The organism is Planctomycetota bacterium, assembly GCA_018242585.1.
Lineage (GTDB): Bacteria > Planctomycetota > Planctomycetia > Pirellulales > PNKZ01 > JAFEBQ01.
The window spans coordinates 64,042-78,430 of the sequence record JAFEBQ010000005.1 but is presented as its reverse complement, the minus strand read 5'-3'; the positions used below and the strand labels follow the sequence as shown (position 1 = coordinate 78,430).

The following is a 14,389-nucleotide window of genomic DNA, read 5'->3' as shown; positions in this document are numbered from 1 at the left end:
AGCCCGCAGGCGCCTTGACCGAGAAAGTAGCGGCGAGTTTCTTGCAGCGCAGCCGCGGCGCGAGGATCGTTCGTGCTGAGAGGAATCACGGGACTATTCCTTGGTAATCGTCTCGTCCAGGTTCAGAATCAAGCTTGCGATCACGGTCGTGGCGGCGAGCTCCGGGCGGTCGAGCTTGGGGTCGCGCTTTGACTCACCGACGCCGAGCAGCTTCTCGGCCTCGCCAGCCCGGGCGCGGTAATCGGCCAGGTGACGCTCATAGCCAGCGCGCAAGATTTCCAACTCGCGCGGTCGCGGCGCTCGCGCCGTGCAAAGGTGGAACATCAGCGCGATTCGCTCGTTCGGGTCGCTGCCCGCCGATTTTATGGCCCGTTCGGCCAGCGCGCCGGCCGCCTCGACAAAGGCCGTCTCGTTCAACAGCGCGAGCGCTTGCAGCGGCGTGTTGGTTCGCACAGGGCGAACCGAGCACATCTCGCGGCCGGGGGCGTCGAAGATCATCATGTTCGGCGGCGGGATCGTCCGCTTCCAGAACGTGTACATGCTCCGCCGGTACAACGCCTCGCCGTGATCTTGCGGATACTTGCCGGCCGTCGCGCCCAGTTCTTCCCACAGTCCCGGTGGCTGATACGGCTTGACCGATGGGCCGCCGACTCGATCGACCAGCAGTCCGGCGTTGAACAAAGCCGCGTCGCGGATCATCTCGGCCGACAATCGATAGCGCGGGCCGCGAGCCAGCAGGCGATTTTCAGGGTCGCGCGCCACGAGCGCCGGTGTTACGCGCGACGATTGACGATACGTCGCGCTGGTGACGATCAACTTTTGCAAGCGCTTTACATCCCAGCCGGTGTCGATGAACTCGACGGCCAGCCAGTCGAGCAACTCGGGATGCTTGGGCAACTCGCCTTGCGAGCCGAAGTCTTCGGTCGTTTTCACCAGCCCGTTGCCAAAGTAAAGCTGCCAGAAGCGATTGACCGTCACGCGGGCCGTCAACGGATTTTGCCGATCGACCAGCCAGCGCGCGAGCGCCAAGCGATCGAGCGGTTGGCCGACGATCGGCGGCAAGCTGGCCGGCCCGCCCGGGGCGACCTTTTCGCCGGGCTTGTCGTACTCGCCGCGGATCAGGACGAACGTGTCATCGCGCATGGGCTTTTCTTGCATCACCATCGTCGTGGGGATGCGCTGTTCGAGAGCCGTGCGATCGGCCTGGGCTTTCAGCAGCCGAGCGTGCGCCGCGCGCAGCGGGGCCGGCGCGTCGTGCTTGACGAAATAGGTCTGAATCTTTTGCGCCTGCGGCGCGGTTCGCTTGTCGGGAGCGATTTCGACCAGTTGGCCGATCGGCTCGGCGCTCGACAACGTGGCGATCTCGTCGGTCGTCAACTCGTGGTCGAAGTACCGCACGTCGTCGATCAGGCCGCGGAACTTGCTCCCCGTGCCGCGAGCGCCGATGGTCAGCGGCTCGTCTTCGAGCTTGATGACGTTGCTCAGCGTGTTGCTCAACACCTTCAAGGGTTGCAGCACGCCGTCGACGTAAATCTTCACCCCTTTGGCTTGCCGCGAGCCGTCGTACGTGACCAGCAAATGATGCCAGGCCTTGAGGGTGATCGGCTGGATTGTTTCGACGCGGATCGAGTCGTCCAATAGCCGGCTGCACATGTCGGCCTGGACTTTGCCCCCGTCCAGGTAAAGATCGTAGCCCCGGTACGATTCGTCCTCGTTCATCACTGCCATCACGCCCATCGGGTCGTTCGACTCGGCGTACACCCAAGCGCCATACGAGAACTTTTCGGTCGTGAACCAGTGGATGCCCGGCACTTCGACGTAGCGGTCGCCTTTGAGTTGCAGCGCCTGGCCGAATTGGCCCTTAGAATAGTTTGGCTCGCCGCCGATCGCTTTGCCGACGAGCTTGCCGTCGGTCGCGTCGACGATCGAGCCGTCGAGCTCGTAGTGTCCGGCCAGGCCGTCGATGCTGTCGGCGTCGCCATCGGCCGCGTCGGATTGTTCCCACGCGGCTTGGGCCTTGGCCAGCTCGGGCGCGAGTTTGTTCCAAGTCGTTTGCGCCTCGGCCACCGCGGCGTCGAGCTTCGTGGCTTCGGCCGACAGCTCGGGCGTGGGGGCTTTGATCATGGGCACCGCGTTGCCGGTGCGCGAGACTTTGCCCTCCTCGGGCACGTTATTAAAGAACGCCATCAACCGATAGAACTCTTTCTGAGTCACCGGGTCGTACTTGTGATCGTGGCAGCGGGCACAGCCCACGGTCAGCCCCAGCCAGACCGTGGCCGTCGTGTCGAGCCGATCGACCGCGTACTCGACCAGGAACTCTTCGGGGATGATCCCCCCTTCGGAGTTCGCGCGATGGTTCCGGTTAAAGCCAGTGGCGATCTGCTGTTCGAGCGTCGCCTTGGGCAGCAAGTCGCCGGCCAGTTGCTCGATGGTGAACTGGTCGAAGGGCTGGTTTCGGTTGAAGGCGTCGATCACCCAATCGCGCCACCGCCACATGAACCGCTGCTCGTCGCTCTGGTAGCCGTTGGTGTCGGCAAAGCGGGCCGCGTCGAGCCATTGGGTGGCCATTCGCTCGCCATAGTGGGGCGAGGCGAGCAGGCGATCGACCAGCCGTTCGTACGCGCCCGACTCGGCGTCGGCCAGAAAGTTGTCGACCTCGGCCGGCGTCGGCGGCAGTCCGGTCAGGTCGAAAGTCACGCGGCGAATCAGCGTCGTCCGGTCAGCCTCGGGGGCGGGGGCAAGCTTTTCGGCTGCGAGCCGCTCGCGAATGAAGGCGTCGATTGGGTTAACGAGTCCTTCGGCTTGCTTGGGCGCAGGCACGCTAGGGCGCTTTGGCGCGATGAACGACCAGTGGGCCTGATACTCGGCCCCCTCGTCGATCCAGCGGCCGAGCAGTTCGATCTCGCGCGGCGTCAAGCGCAAGCCTGACTTGGCCGGCGGCATGCGCTCGTCGTCGTCCGTCGCGGTCAGCCGGCGGAAGACCTCGCTGGCGGCCTTTTGGCCCGGCACAATCGGCCGGTCGCCATCCCGGTCGGCCAGGGCGGCTTCGCGCTGATCGAGCCGTAGATCGGCCTTGCGCGCGGCACTGTCCGGGCCATGACAGGCAAAGCACTTGTCCGAAAGAATCGACCGAATGTCCCGATTGAACTGCACCCGCTCGGGCTCGGCGGCGATCAATGCCGACGTCGCCATGCCGAACAAGACGGCCATCACGCCGACAACAAATCGGCAGCGCAGCGGATCGCCAAACGAGTTGAGTCGTGGCAGGAACATAGGCCCGGGCGAGCAAGGCGGGAGGGAGCAAATGCGGAGCCTCTAGCCTAACGCACGCCGGACGGTTTTGCACGCAAATGCCGCCAATACCCCGCCACGGAGACACTGAGGCACGGAGTTAAGCACGGAGGAATTGCGAAGGGGATCAGGGGGTGCTGGTGGATTAGGCGTTGGGCTGTCTTGCGGCAAAGGTAGGGTACGCACCTGTGCGTACCAGGTAGCGTGTGCTGGCGCGCGGTACGCACGGGGTGCGTACCCTACATGGTTCTCTTTCTCAGAGCCTTAATCGTCGACTCGCTGCATATGCCAATCCAATAATTACTGAGACCAGAAAGGCTTCCAGCGCGAGAAACGCGATGACAGAACAAAAAGACAGAAGATTAAAAGGGCGAACTAAAAAAATCGCCCAGGGAACTGAAATCATGGTGGCGATTGAAGTGGCTCGAAAACAGCCGAGCCAAAATTGCCGTACCTGCGCATGTGCCACAAGTGCAACGACTGTAAATGTCAACGAAGGCAGAATCAGCAAAAGAACGATCACTGCTTGAATGCCTTTCAAGCGCAAACTAGCTACGCGTCTGAAGTCATGAGAATAGATCGCGCTTGCCCGATGGCAAGTGCGTCAAGAAAGAGAGCACTGTGCCCGTCATCGCTACGCCAAACCCAATCCATCCGATTGTTGGCGATACGATATTACCCCAGTTAAGCACGATCAGAATCGCCCCAAAAATCCACAGCACCCAACAGAGGCGGTAGAATCGCATTCTGCGAGTGTAAGACGCCTGCATCTTCGCAAGCTCTTCCGGCGTGAACTCAATTGCCTTCTCGTCACTCATATCCATAACCCTATTTGACCGCGCATGAAAAAACCTTACAAGATAAGGCAAACTCTCCGTGCTTAACTCCGTGCCTCAGTTAAGGCGTAGGTCAGGCCTTGGCCTGACGTTGTTGTGGCCACAATGTTGTCAGGCCAAGGCCTGACCTACGCTTCTGCCCAATTGGTTCATTTCTCGGCACTCCCCTCCTCGCCCTCTTCCCCCTCCGTGCTTAACTCCGTGTCTCGGTGTCTCCGTGGCGATCCTCCTTTGAGCCGCCGCGGTTCCAGAGGAGCAGCATCCCCACGGTCCCCAGCAGCGGGCACAGGCCCGAGAGCATCATCCCCAGATCGTACGCGTGGGCTGGGTCGAGCTTGAGGGCCGCGTCGATGAAGCGGCCGTTGTACTTGTGCAGTACCGCGACCGTGACCCAGGCAAAGCTGCCGAGCACGCCGGAAATCTTGCCTTGATGCTCGATCGACAGCTCCTGGCTGAACGAGTAATAGCACGGGAACAAGCCCAGGCTGCCCGCCGCCACGGTCAGCAACACCGCGGTCAGCGCCCAGCCCGCCGGCAGCCAGTAGATAGCCACGCTGGTCGCGGTGCAGAGGGCGCAGCAGGTATAGACCAACAACCGCGCGCCATTCACGCCCCAGTTTCGCTTGGTCAGCCAGACGGTGGCAATGCCGGCCGCGATGCAGCCCACGTCGGTCGCGAAATAGAACGCCGAATTGAAGATGAAGTTCGACTCTTTCTCGTAGCCGCGTCCTTCGTAGAGGAAGATCGGCATCCAGACGCGAAAGACGTGCCAGCAGGTGTTGATGGCGAAGACCATCACGAGCAAGGCCACGAAGCGAGCGCTGAAGATCACCGACCAGAACGACTGACGCGGACGTTCGGCCGTGGTGTCATTCGACTCGGCGATGGGCTCGATCGGCGGACCTTCGAAATCGCGCTTACGAAACGCGGTCAGCCAAAAGAAGATCCAGACCATGCCGGTCAGGCCGACCACTTTGAAGAGTTTGGTCCACGAGCCGGGTTCGTCGGTCACCAAGGCCCAGGCGAGGATCGGTGTGATGATCGCGCCGACCGACGAGCCGCTTTGCAGGATGCTATTGCCCAGCGTCCGTTCGCGGCGGGTGAGGAACCGTTGCGTCGTCTTGAGCGCGCAGGGCCAATGTCCGGCCTCGAACAGCCCCAGCAGCGTGCGGCACCAGAGCAGGCCGGCGAACGTCGAGACCAGCCCGGTGCAATAGCCCATCACCGACCAGAGGAGCAGCACGGCCGGATAGAGCCAGCGCACGCCGGTGCGATCGGCCAGCCACCCGAAAAACAGCGCACCCACGGCGAAGGCGACGCCGAAGCAGAACTCGAGATCGCCATACTGTTCGTTGCTGAGCCCTAGTTCGGCCTTGATTAAAAAGCCGGTGTTGGCCAAGGCCTGGCGATCGAGATAGTTGATCGTCGTGGCCAACAGTAGCAGGCCGCAGACGTAATAGCGCCAAGCGGTCGAACGCTCGGACAGGGGCGTTGCGACCGGTTCGCCCGACGATGCTTGCGCGCGCGGAGGCGCGTAGGGATTGGCCTCGCGCGCATCCGCCGCCGCTGCGTCAGTCTGCTCGTCGATGCGCTCGCTCATTCGCGCCAGCTCCGGCCGTCCCAGGCCAGCATCCGTTCGACCATCTTCACCAGGTCGGCGGCGAACACCTGGAACAGCGTCTCACCTTTCTCAGCCGTGGCGTGGCGCGGGTCACCCATGTGCCCCGGCACGCTCCGGTCTTGCGTGACCCAGCCGTGATAGGCCGGCTCGAACGAGAAGTCGCGCGAGACGGCTTCCAGCCGATCGAGCGGCCCGACCAGGTCGGGACGAATCCGCAGCATCATCGACGTTTCCCATTCACAGGCGTGACCCATGCTCTGCTGTTGAAGGTTGGGGTTCACTTCGGCCGGCTTGCCGCCCAGCGACCAATAGGTGGCGAACAGCAGCAGCAAGTCGCTCCGCCCGCGGTGCCGCTGGCGCGTTTCAAAGACCGCTTGTTGCCCAGGGATGGTGTTGCCGCCGTGGCCGTTGACGATCAGCAGCCGACGAAAGCCGTGATGGATCAGGTTCTCGAGCAGGCCATTGAGCAAGTCCAGGTACAACCGCGGCGGGGCCGACAATGTGCCCGCATAGTCGAGGTGATGATCCGAATTGCCCAGCCATTGCAGTGGGGCGAAGATCGCCCGCTCGGCCAGCGGCTCGTGCGCGCGGCGGACGACTTCGCCCAATAGCAGGCTATCGGTGAACAGGGGCATGTGGTGGCCGTGCTGTTCGAGCGCGGCCACGGGGATGATGACGGGCGTGTCGGGCGCGCGGGCCTTGACGGCCGGCCAGGTCATTTCGGCAAGGAGCATGGTGGGTCAGTTGTCCGTGGTCAGTGGTCAGTTGTGCGAAGCGCGGTTGCTGCTGCGGCAGGCTGCCAGTCGGCATGCTAAACCGTGGCTCGGCAAAAGTGAACTCAAAACTGACTGCCTGGCGGAACCGCGTGATTCCCTGCGATTCCTCCCACCACGGACCACTGACAACCGACCACGGACGCGCCCGTCACTTGCTCGCGGGCCCAGGCTTGCTCGACGCGTCAGGCGGCAGCTCGTAGACCCGCGCGGCGCGCGAAGCGAATCGCGCGCCGCGCTACGTAGATTTGATCGCGGGCTTGCGACTTCGTTAATTGCGAGTCCATGTCCTTTTGCACGCACGATCGCGCTAGCATTCTTGCCGAAACTTCGCCGTGAAAGCGCGCGGTATTCACGCCCACGGTCGATTCCCTTTCATTTCCGACAGGCGGCGGTTTAGAATCGAGCCTCACGCGGCCAGCCTCCGCTGGATTTGCTCGAACGTCATTGTCGTCGCACCACGCCAGAAGGAACCGATCTTGGGAACATTTTTGCTGCTGTTGCTGATCACCGTGTTGGCCGGTCACTTGCTGTTGGCCAATCTGGCGACCGGCGGGCCGTTCGTTTGTCTGTGGCTGCAACGCCGGGCCAGTGGCGGCGACGTCGTGGCCGGTCGGCTGGTGCGACAGATGGCCGGCTGGTCCTTGGGGGCGTTGATCCTGGCGGCGGCCACGGGGCTAATGCAGATGCTGCTGGTCGCCAAAGTCTATCCGCAGGTTTTCTACGCGACGGTGGCGCTGATCGCGCCGTCGCGCTACTACGCTAGCGCCGGCGAGTTGGTCTTCTCGATCCTCTGCTACGGTGTCTACTTCGCGCTGGTCGGTCCTGGGTTGGCCACGGCCGGCAACGGCAAGCGGATCGGTGCCGGGCTGCTGGCCCTGTTGGGCGCGTTGAACACGGCCTGGCACTTTCCCACGTTGTTCGCGTTGTTGAACGTGATGAGCACGCGGCCCGAGATGTGGGACCAGGGGCCGATCAAAGTCACGAGCGGCCTGGCCGACGGCGAAGTGATGGCGCTGGCGATTCACTTTCTGTTCGCGGCCGCCGCCGTGGCGGGGCTGGTGTTGACGACGTTTGCCTTGCAAAGCCGCCAGCAACCGCCGGGGGACGCCGAACGCCGGTACGGCCGCGTCGGCGGCCTGATCGCGGTGGTGCCGACGGTGCTGCAGATTGGCGCCGGGCTGTGGTTGGTGATGGAGACGGCCGAACCGGCGCGGAAGCTGATCATGGGGCGCGACATGCGGGCCACGGCGATCTTTCTGATGGCGACGGTGGCGGCGTTGATGCTGATGCACCGGCTGGCGACGTTGGCCCTGGGGCGGCAAAAGCCGAACGTCGTGCGCAACGCCTGGTCGGCGCTGATCGCCACGGTCTGGATGATGTGCGCCGTGCAACAACTGATGCGGCATCATCAGTACAATGACGCGCGCGGCGAGCCCGTCCCCGCCGCGGTCGAACCAGCAGCCGCCCCCGAGCAGGTCCGCGCAGTGGAGTGAGTGATGGTATACATCCATCATCACAGAGCCTGCGCAAACCCTTCTCCCTCCGGGAGAAGGTGCCCGAAGGGCGGATGAGGGTCACCGTTGTTCGCTGTTTTGATGATCGAGTGGTGTTCGACTCACTTCGCACAGTACCGGACAAGATTGACACGGAACCCTCATCCGTCGGCTAGCGCCGCCACCTTCTCCCGGGGGGAGAAGGGTAATTGGTGACGCCTTGCGAGAACCCCCAAGAGCAATATCATGACCCAGCCGCTGGTTCAGATCACCGACGCCGCAACCGGTTCCCAGGCCACGATCATGCCCGGGCTCGGCTTCAACTGCGTGAGCTTCCGACCCGGCGGGCGCGAACAGGACGAAGTCCTCTGGTCGCTGCCCGAGTTCACGCTAGGTCAGCAGCGACCCTCGCGGTCGGGCACGCCGATCTTGTTTCCTTACCCGGGCCGGTTGCACGGCAAGCAGCTCAACTACGCCGATCGGACTTACGCGCTCGACGGGGACGACGGCCGAGGAAACGCCATTCACGGCTATGTGCTCGGCCGTCCGTGGCAGGTGATCGAGCAGTCGAACGCGCGCCTGGTCGGACGATTCGCCGTCCCGCCGAATGATCCGGAATGGTCGAAGCGCTGGCCGGCGGCCTTTGAATTGACGGTGGCGTACGAAGTTCACGGCCGCGCGCTGCGTTGCACCATTGACGTCAAGAATCCCGATGACAAGCAGTTACCATTCGGCCTGGGGCTGCATCCCTGGTTCCGGCTGCCCGCGACGCCGAACTCACCGGCTGACGACGCCCGCGTGACGGTGCCGGCCAGCCAGCGGTACGAGCAATCGAACATGTTGCCGACCGGTCGGTTGTTGCCAGCCAAAGGGAGCTTCGATTTGCAGCACGGGCCGCGGTTCGGCGATTTGAAACTCGACGACGTCTACACGGGGCTGACCAGCGCCGGCCTGGTGCGGACTAGTCTGGTCTCGGCCGACCAGTCGCGGCGCGTCGACATCACGTTCAGCGACAACTTCTCGCACTGCGTCGTGTTCACGCCGGCGCATCGGGAGGCAATTTGCGTCGAGCCGTACACCTGCGCGCCTGACGCTTACGAGCTATTGGCCGAAGGGGTGAACGCCGGGCTGCGCACGCTGGCCGCCGGCGAGTCGGCGCGGTACTGGATGCGGATCGAGGCGTAACGACGCATCATTTCGGCAGCTCAAGATCGCCACGGAGCGGCTTGTATGTTGCCAAAGCAAGGTAAACAGCATGCACTGAAGCTTGCAGTTTCCGCTCCGTGGTTAAATCTGTTTTCCTGAAGCAGTGGCGGATGACGAAGCTCGTGTTGTCGGATCACCCGCGCGCGCCCTATATTGGCCGCATGAAAGAACCGATCATCAGCGTCTCGGGCCTGCGCGGCATCGTCGGCGAATCGCTTACGCCCGAGAACGCCACTCGCTACTGTGCCGCGTTCGCCAGCTTGCTGCCGCCGGGCGGCGTCGTCCTGGGACGCGATGGCCGCACCACGGGGCGGATGCTCCTCGACGCGGTCAGCGCCGGGCTTCGCGCCGTGGGGCGCCACGTGATCGACGCCGACATCGCCGCCACGCCCACCGTCGGCGTGCTGGTGCGGCACGTCGGCGCGGCCGGGGGCATTCAAGTTTCGGCCAGCCACAACCCGGCGGAGTACAACGGCCTGAAATTGTTCAACGGCGAAGGGCGCGTGATCCCAAAACCCGAGGGAATGCAGGTCATCGATCGCTACCGCTCAGGCTCACCGGCTTGGGTTCCTTGGCAACAAGTCGGCCGCGCCGCCACCGTGGTGGCCGCCGCCGACGCTCACTTGCACACCATTCTGGCCACGGTCGACGTCGAGCGCATCAAGCGCCGGAAGTTCCGCGTGCTGCTGGACGCGAACCGCGGCTCGGGCAGCTTGCTCGGCCGCGCGCTGCTCGAGGCGCTCGATTGCGAGTTGACCGTCTTGGGGGAACCGGCCGATGGCCAGTTCGAGCACCCTGCCGAACCGACCGAAGAGAATCTGGCGGGGGTGCTGCAATCGGTTCGCACGGCGAAAGCCGAGGTCGGCTTTTGCCAAGACCCCGACGCCGACCGGCTGGCGGTGATCGACGCGGCCGGGCGTTACCTGGGCGAGGAAAAGACGCTGGCGATGTGCGTCGATCATGTGCTGGGCCAAACACCGGGGCCAATCGTCACCAATTGCTCGACCAGCCGGATGGCCGAGGATCTGGCCACGAAGTATGGCGTGCCGTTCTTCCGGTCGGCCGTCGGCGAGGCGAACGTCGTCGATCTGATGTGCGAGCACGAGGCCGTGCTCGGCGGCGAGGGGAACGGCGGCGTTATCGACCCGCGCGTGGTGCTGGTGCGCGACAGCTTTGTCGGCATGGCCTTGCTGCTCGACGCGATGGCGGCTCGCGAGGCGACCATCGCCCAGTTGGCCGACGAATTGCCGCGCTATGAAATCCACAAGACCAAAGCCAGCGTGGCCGATGGTAAGTTGCCAGCCGCGCTAGCGGCGCTCGAAAGACACTTTGCCGACGCCACGGTCGATAAGCTCGACGGCCTGCGGTTCGACTGGCCCGGCCGCTGGTTGCTGGTCCGCGGCAGCAACACCGAACCGATCGTCCGCGCGATTGCCGAGGCGCAAACCGCCGCCGCCGCCCAGCAACTGTGCGATGCCGCGCTGGCGGCGCTGAAACCATTCGCGGGATGAACTCGTAATACTGGAAGCAGCGAGTCATACTTCGGGTGCCACTGGTGGCTAGCCCACCAGTGCGAAGCGTGTGTGATTCTCAAGTTCAATCGGGTGGCCCCGACAACTTGTTGTCGGGGTTGCGCAGCAACAAGAGGACCACGAGGCAAAGCCGATTAGCATTCAGACGTTTTCACGAACCCTCTTGTCGCTGACGCGACCCGGACAGTCGAGCTGTCCGGGCTACCCGACATCAACCTTTTAGATTAGTTCATATCGTCTCGACCAGCGGTAGCCAGCAGAACCATCCATGAGCACAGCCAAGTACCAGTTCGGTGGAACCGAGACGTTCAAGCTGCCGCCAGGCGAGTTGTTCGACATTGTCACCAACTTGGACAACGTCGCGTCTACAATTCCCGACGCCGAGTCGACCGAGCGCGTTGACGAGCAGACGCTCAAGGCGATCGTGCGGCCGGGATTCTCGTTCCTGCGCGGCAAGCTGACGTTGACGATCCGTGTGCTCGACAAGACATTTCCCAGCGCAGCTCGCACATCGATTGACGGCCAGGGGATCGGCATGCGGGTAGTCGTCGAATCGCACATTCGGATCACACCGACTGATACCGGTTCACAGCTCGATTGGGAAGCCCGCGTCACCGAGTTGAAAGGCCTGATCGCCACGATCAGCCCCAGCCTGATTCAAAGCGCCGCCGAGCAGGTGATCCGCAATGCGTGGACACAAATCCACCGCCGCGGCGGAGACGCGTGAACGCATTTCTACTTTCTCCTTTCAACATTCTCCTTTCTAACCCCCCAGGGACGACTCGGCTGGCGCGGGCTAGCAGGCGGGGCGTGGGGCCGCCGGCGGCGCTCGGCTTCCTGGGACTTGAGCGTGCGCACCTTGCAGAGCCGACAGGGCAAGTACACTCGACCGCCGCACGTGGGACACCGGCCAATCGGCCCGGTCGGCCGCCATGAATCGTGATCGTTCCCTTCCCGCGGCACGAACGGACGGAAGTGGCCGCTGGCGATCTTGGCGACCGTGGCGCGGCTTACTCCCGTGGCTCGGGCCACGCTTCGCTGCGATTGCTCGGACTGCCGCAACAGCCGGAGGACGTCGTGCATGATCTCGGCGGTGATGCGCATGGTTCAGCCCTCGTCAGCGGCGCCTAATCGGTCGGTACAAGGCCAGTCGTCGTCGGGTTCCAGGTCGAAGTCGTCGTCCCGATCGGGCTCGTCGTCGAGCTGATCGTCATCGGGGTTGAACTCGCTGACGCCTTCCCCTTCGCCGGCCAGTTCTTCGTCCGACGGTTCACGCTCGTCAACATCGTCGCCGTTATCGTCATCGCCGGGCTCGTCACGCTCGAATTCGCATCGCGCGTCGGCGGCGCGCATGCCGGCAGGCGTCGTGGTCCCTCGCATTTTCCGCCTCTTTTCAGATACTGTACATTTGTACATTTAACGCCCGCATCTTATCGCTCGACTGGCCACTTTTCAAATTAAAATCCGCTCTTAAAAATGATCTAAATTATGTTCGTTTTCTGTCGACGAGGCGGTCGGCGCAAGTTACGATCGGGTCTGGGGAACGGCGCAGGCCGCGCGCGGCCAGCGCGTTTCACCTGTCGAAATCCTGAATGTCGAGAGTCCCACATGACGCTAATCATTTGTCAGCCCCGCGAGCTCGACGAGCTGACGCTGCGGCTGCTGGACGCCGCCGCCCAGATGCGGGCCGTCTCGCGCCTGGCCCAGGAGAAGCGGCTCACCAGCTTGAAGCTCCACCGGGGTAAGCTCGAAGAATGGCTCACGCAGATCGAGCTGTGGCTGCATCGGGCCGAGGGTCAGGTAAACACCGCCGTTCACGAGCAACGCGGCGCTGAACTGGCCGAGCGGTCAGCCACGACCACGGCGCCACGGGCCAAGCCGCGGCGATCGTAGCCCCGCTGTGCCCAGAGGCACGCGCTGTCGGTATTCTCGCTACCGTCGCGCTGGGCGTAAAAACCGGCTACAGCGAACACACCACGTCTGCGGCTGAGAGCACGCTCGCCGCAACCTTCTCAAACTTCCGCCGTCAACCGCCGATGACATCCCTGGGCATGGAGTGCTCACGGATGAATCACGGACGCGATTCGACCCGCCCTCAATCTTGCTTGAAGGCTCTGTCGATGTTGCTCTCCTTGGAAGTGTTGCAGACGACGCTCGGTGTGGTGTTTTTAGCTGTCGCGGCGTTTGTCGGCGAAATCTCGATTCGCCAATAACGGCGAATCTCCGCGCGCAACGAAACCGCTGCCGAGATACTTTCGGTTGGCGGCAGGGAGATGCTCCCTTCGCACCCGCGCGCTCCTGAACATCAAAGATTCCCTCGACGTCCACGTTGCGAAACTGCCACAGGACTGGGAAAGCCGCGGATTTGAACCGCGAAGGCGCGAAGGGCGCAAAGAAATGCAAAAGAGTTGAATCGCGGAGGACGCCGAGCTGCGCGGAGAGAGCGCTCTAGGAAAACCTCGCTGCGATCTTCTCCAACTCCAAACGCACTCCTTTCTGCTTTGCGATCTTTGCGTCTTTGCGGTTCAAACTGTCTGCCGCCTTTCGCATTGTGCCGTCGTGGTCGATTTCCTTGCTATCGCGCCACTTGCGTTGACGCTTTTTCACCCGAGCGCTACAATGCGGCGTTGGGCAGTTGCTCCGCTCTTCGTTCCGAGGTGCCCATGTTCACTCACCGCTGCGGTGATGGCTTGGCGATCTTCGCGCCGGCCAAGCTGAACTTGTTCCTCGAAGTCCTGGCTCGCCGCGCCGACGGCTACCATGAGATCGAAACCCTCATGGCCCCGGTCTCGCTCTACGATCACCTGACGTTCCGGCCGCGCGCGGATGTGCGGCTGACGCTCACCTGTCGGCTGGCGCCGTATTTGACCCAGCCTGGGCAAGCCGCCTTGCCCGTCGGACCCGACAATCTCGTCCTCCGGGCGCTCGAACGACTGCGCGAGCGCGCCGGCCACGCCGCCGGCGCTGACGTTACCCTGTCGAAGTCGATTCCCTGGGAAGCTGGGCTGGCCGGCGGTTCGTCCAACGCCGCGGCGGCGCTGCTCTTGGCCAACGAAGGTTGGCAACTGGGCTGGTCGCGCGAGCGACTGGTCCAAGTGGCCGCTGAGTTGGGGAGCGACATCCCGTTTTTCTTTGGCCACGGGGCGGCCATCTGTCGCGGTCGCGGCGAACAGATCGAGTCGGTCGCCGGCCTGGCCGGCCTGCACGCCGTGATCGTCAAGCCGCCGGTCGGGCTGAGCACCGCGGCGGTCTACAAGAGCTGCCGCCCCGCCGAGGAGCCGCGCCGAGCCACCGAGTTGGTCAGCACGCTGCGCGCCGGCAACTGGGCCGGCACGGCACGGTCGCTGTTCAATCGGCTGCAAGCCCCGGCCGAGCAGTTGTGCGACGCGGTGTCACAGCTCAAGTCGCGCTTCGCGCAACTGAACTGCGTCGCTCACCAGATGAGCGGCAGCGGCACGAGTTACTTTGGTCTGTTCCGTAGCGCCGCGCAAGCCCGCCGCGCAGCTTCGCTGCTGCGCTCGCTCGCTGCGTGGCAAGTGTTCCAGGTGGAGTGCATCGTGTGAGTTAACAACAACAGCGCGCCGGCCAGGGCCTGCAATTTGTCGGCCAGCGCGCGTGGGACGCTTGCCCGTGG

Annotated in this window: 13 protein-coding genes; 7 read left to right on the top strand and 6 right to left on the bottom strand. The window is 63.5% G+C overall.

The window, feature by feature from the left end; all coding sequences use genetic code 11:
• Positions 1-93 precede the first annotated feature (93 nt).
• A complete protein-coding gene (locus tag JSS27_02760; GenBank protein MBS0207852.1) occupies positions 94-3,210 on the bottom strand; it encodes a DUF1553 domain-containing protein in 3,117 nt (1,038 codons plus the stop codon).
• Between the two features lie 419 nt (positions 3,211-3,629).
• Here JSS27_02760 and JSS27_02755 point away from each other — a divergent pair, with 419 nt between their 5' ends.
• Positions 3,630-3,821: a hypothetical protein gene (locus JSS27_02755; protein MBS0207851.1), complete on the top strand. Its 192-nt coding sequence runs from the start codon at positions 3,630-3,632 to the stop codon at positions 3,819-3,821.
• A 36-nt stretch (positions 3,822-3,857) separates the two neighbouring features.
• Here the strand turns inward: JSS27_02755 and JSS27_02750 are convergent, their stop codons facing one another.
• From JSS27_02750 to JSS27_02740, 3 genes are all read right to left on the bottom strand, one after another.
• The gene (locus JSS27_02750; protein MBS0207850.1) at positions 3,858-4,109 is read right to left on the bottom strand and encodes a hypothetical protein; all 252 of its coding nucleotides are present in this window, start codon (positions 4,107-4,109) and stop codon (positions 3,858-3,860) included.
• Between the two features lie 211 nt (positions 4,110-4,320).
• Positions 4,321-5,727, bottom strand: coding sequence for an MFS transporter (locus JSS27_02745; protein ID MBS0207849.1), 1,407 nt, complete (start codon positions 5,725-5,727; stop codon positions 4,321-4,323).
• Positions 5,724-6,482: a creatininase family protein gene (locus JSS27_02740; GenBank protein ID MBS0207848.1), complete on the bottom strand. Its 759-nt coding sequence runs from the start codon at positions 6,480-6,482 to the stop codon at positions 5,724-5,726. Before JSS27_02740 ends, JSS27_02745 begins: the two co-directional genes overlap by 4 nt.
• Positions 6,483-7,000: 518 nt before the next feature.
• Here JSS27_02740 and JSS27_02735 point away from each other — a divergent pair.
• From JSS27_02735 to JSS27_02720, 4 genes are all read left to right on the top strand, one after another.
• The gene (locus tag JSS27_02735; protein ID MBS0207847.1) at positions 7,001-8,017 is read left to right on the top strand and encodes a hypothetical protein; all 1,017 of its coding nucleotides are present in this window, start codon (positions 7,001-7,003) and stop codon (positions 8,015-8,017) included.
• A gap of 246 nt (positions 8,018-8,263) precedes the next feature.
• Positions 8,264-9,202, top strand: coding sequence for an aldose 1-epimerase (locus JSS27_02730; GenBank protein MBS0207846.1), 939 nt, complete (start codon positions 8,264-8,266; stop codon positions 9,200-9,202).
• A 182-nt stretch (positions 9,203-9,384) separates the two neighbouring features.
• A complete protein-coding gene (gene glmM, locus JSS27_02725) occupies positions 9,385-10,734 on the top strand; it encodes a phosphoglucosamine mutase (protein ID MBS0207845.1) in 1,350 nt (449 codons plus the stop codon).
• Positions 10,735-11,023: 289 nt separating this feature from the next.
• Positions 11,024-11,482, top strand: coding sequence for a hypothetical protein (locus tag JSS27_02720; GenBank protein MBS0207844.1), 459 nt, complete (start codon positions 11,024-11,026; stop codon positions 11,480-11,482).
• A gap of 8 nt (positions 11,483-11,490) precedes the next feature.
• Here the strand turns inward: JSS27_02720 and JSS27_02715 are convergent, their stop codons facing one another.
• Together JSS27_02715 and JSS27_02710 are read right to left on the bottom strand one after the other, a co-directional pair.
• Entirely contained in the window at positions 11,491-11,859 is a 369-nt protein-coding gene (locus tag JSS27_02715) for a hypothetical protein (protein ID MBS0207843.1), read from the bottom strand.
• 3 nt (positions 11,860-11,862) lie between these two features.
• The gene (locus JSS27_02710) at positions 11,863-12,135 is read right to left on the bottom strand and encodes a hypothetical protein (GenBank protein ID MBS0207842.1); all 273 of its coding nucleotides are present in this window, start codon (positions 12,133-12,135) and stop codon (positions 11,863-11,865) included.
• Between the two features lie 228 nt (positions 12,136-12,363).
• On the opposite strand from JSS27_02710, the gene JSS27_02705 reads away from it, so the two are divergent.
• Together JSS27_02705 and JSS27_02700 are read left to right on the top strand one after the other, a co-directional pair.
• Complete coding sequence (locus JSS27_02705) at positions 12,364-12,648, top strand: hypothetical protein (GenBank protein ID MBS0207841.1); 285 nt, start codon at positions 12,364-12,366, stop codon at positions 12,646-12,648.
• A 770-nt stretch (positions 12,649-13,418) separates the two neighbouring features.
• Complete coding sequence (locus JSS27_02700; GenBank protein ID MBS0207840.1) at positions 13,419-14,318, top strand: 4-(cytidine 5'-diphospho)-2-C-methyl-D-erythritol kinase; 900 nt, start codon at positions 13,419-13,421, stop codon at positions 14,316-14,318.
• The last annotated feature ends 71 nt before the right edge of the window (positions 14,319-14,389 follow it).

Bases quoted from the DNA above. Each gene is read 5' to 3' on its own strand.
- JSS27_02760 (MBS0207852.1), bottom strand. From the start codon at position 3,210: ATGGCCGTCTTGTTCGGCATGGCGACGTCGGCATTGATCGCCGCCGAG.
- JSS27_02755 (MBS0207851.1), top strand. From the start codon at position 3,630: ATGACAGAACAAAAAGACAGAAGATTAAAAGGGCGAACTAAAAAAATC.
- JSS27_02750 (MBS0207850.1), bottom strand. From the start codon at position 4,109: ATGAGTGACGAGAAGGCAATTGAGTTCACGCCGGAAGAGCTTGCGAAG.
- JSS27_02745 (MBS0207849.1), bottom strand. From the start codon at position 5,727: ATGAGCGAGCGCATCGACGAGCAGACTGACGCAGCGGCGGCGGATGCG.
- JSS27_02740 (MBS0207848.1), bottom strand. From the start codon at position 6,482: ATGCTCCTTGCCGAAATGACCTGGCCGGCCGTCAAGGCCCGCGCGCCC.
- JSS27_02730 (MBS0207846.1), top strand. From the start codon at position 8,264: ATGACCCAGCCGCTGGTTCAGATCACCGACGCCGCAACCGGTTCCCAG.
- glmM (MBS0207845.1), top strand. From the start codon at position 9,385: ATGAAAGAACCGATCATCAGCGTCTCGGGCCTGCGCGGCATCGTCGGC.
- JSS27_02720 (MBS0207844.1), top strand. From the start codon at position 11,024: ATGAGCACAGCCAAGTACCAGTTCGGTGGAACCGAGACGTTCAAGCTG.
- JSS27_02715 (MBS0207843.1), bottom strand. From the start codon at position 11,859: ATGCGCATCACCGCCGAGATCATGCACGACGTCCTCCGGCTGTTGCGG.
- JSS27_02710 (MBS0207842.1), bottom strand. From the start codon at position 12,135: ATGCGAGGGACCACGACGCCTGCCGGCATGCGCGCCGCCGACGCGCGA.
- JSS27_02705 (MBS0207841.1), top strand. From the start codon at position 12,364: ATGACGCTAATCATTTGTCAGCCCCGCGAGCTCGACGAGCTGACGCTG.
- JSS27_02700 (MBS0207840.1), top strand. From the start codon at position 13,419: ATGTTCACTCACCGCTGCGGTGATGGCTTGGCGATCTTCGCGCCGGCC.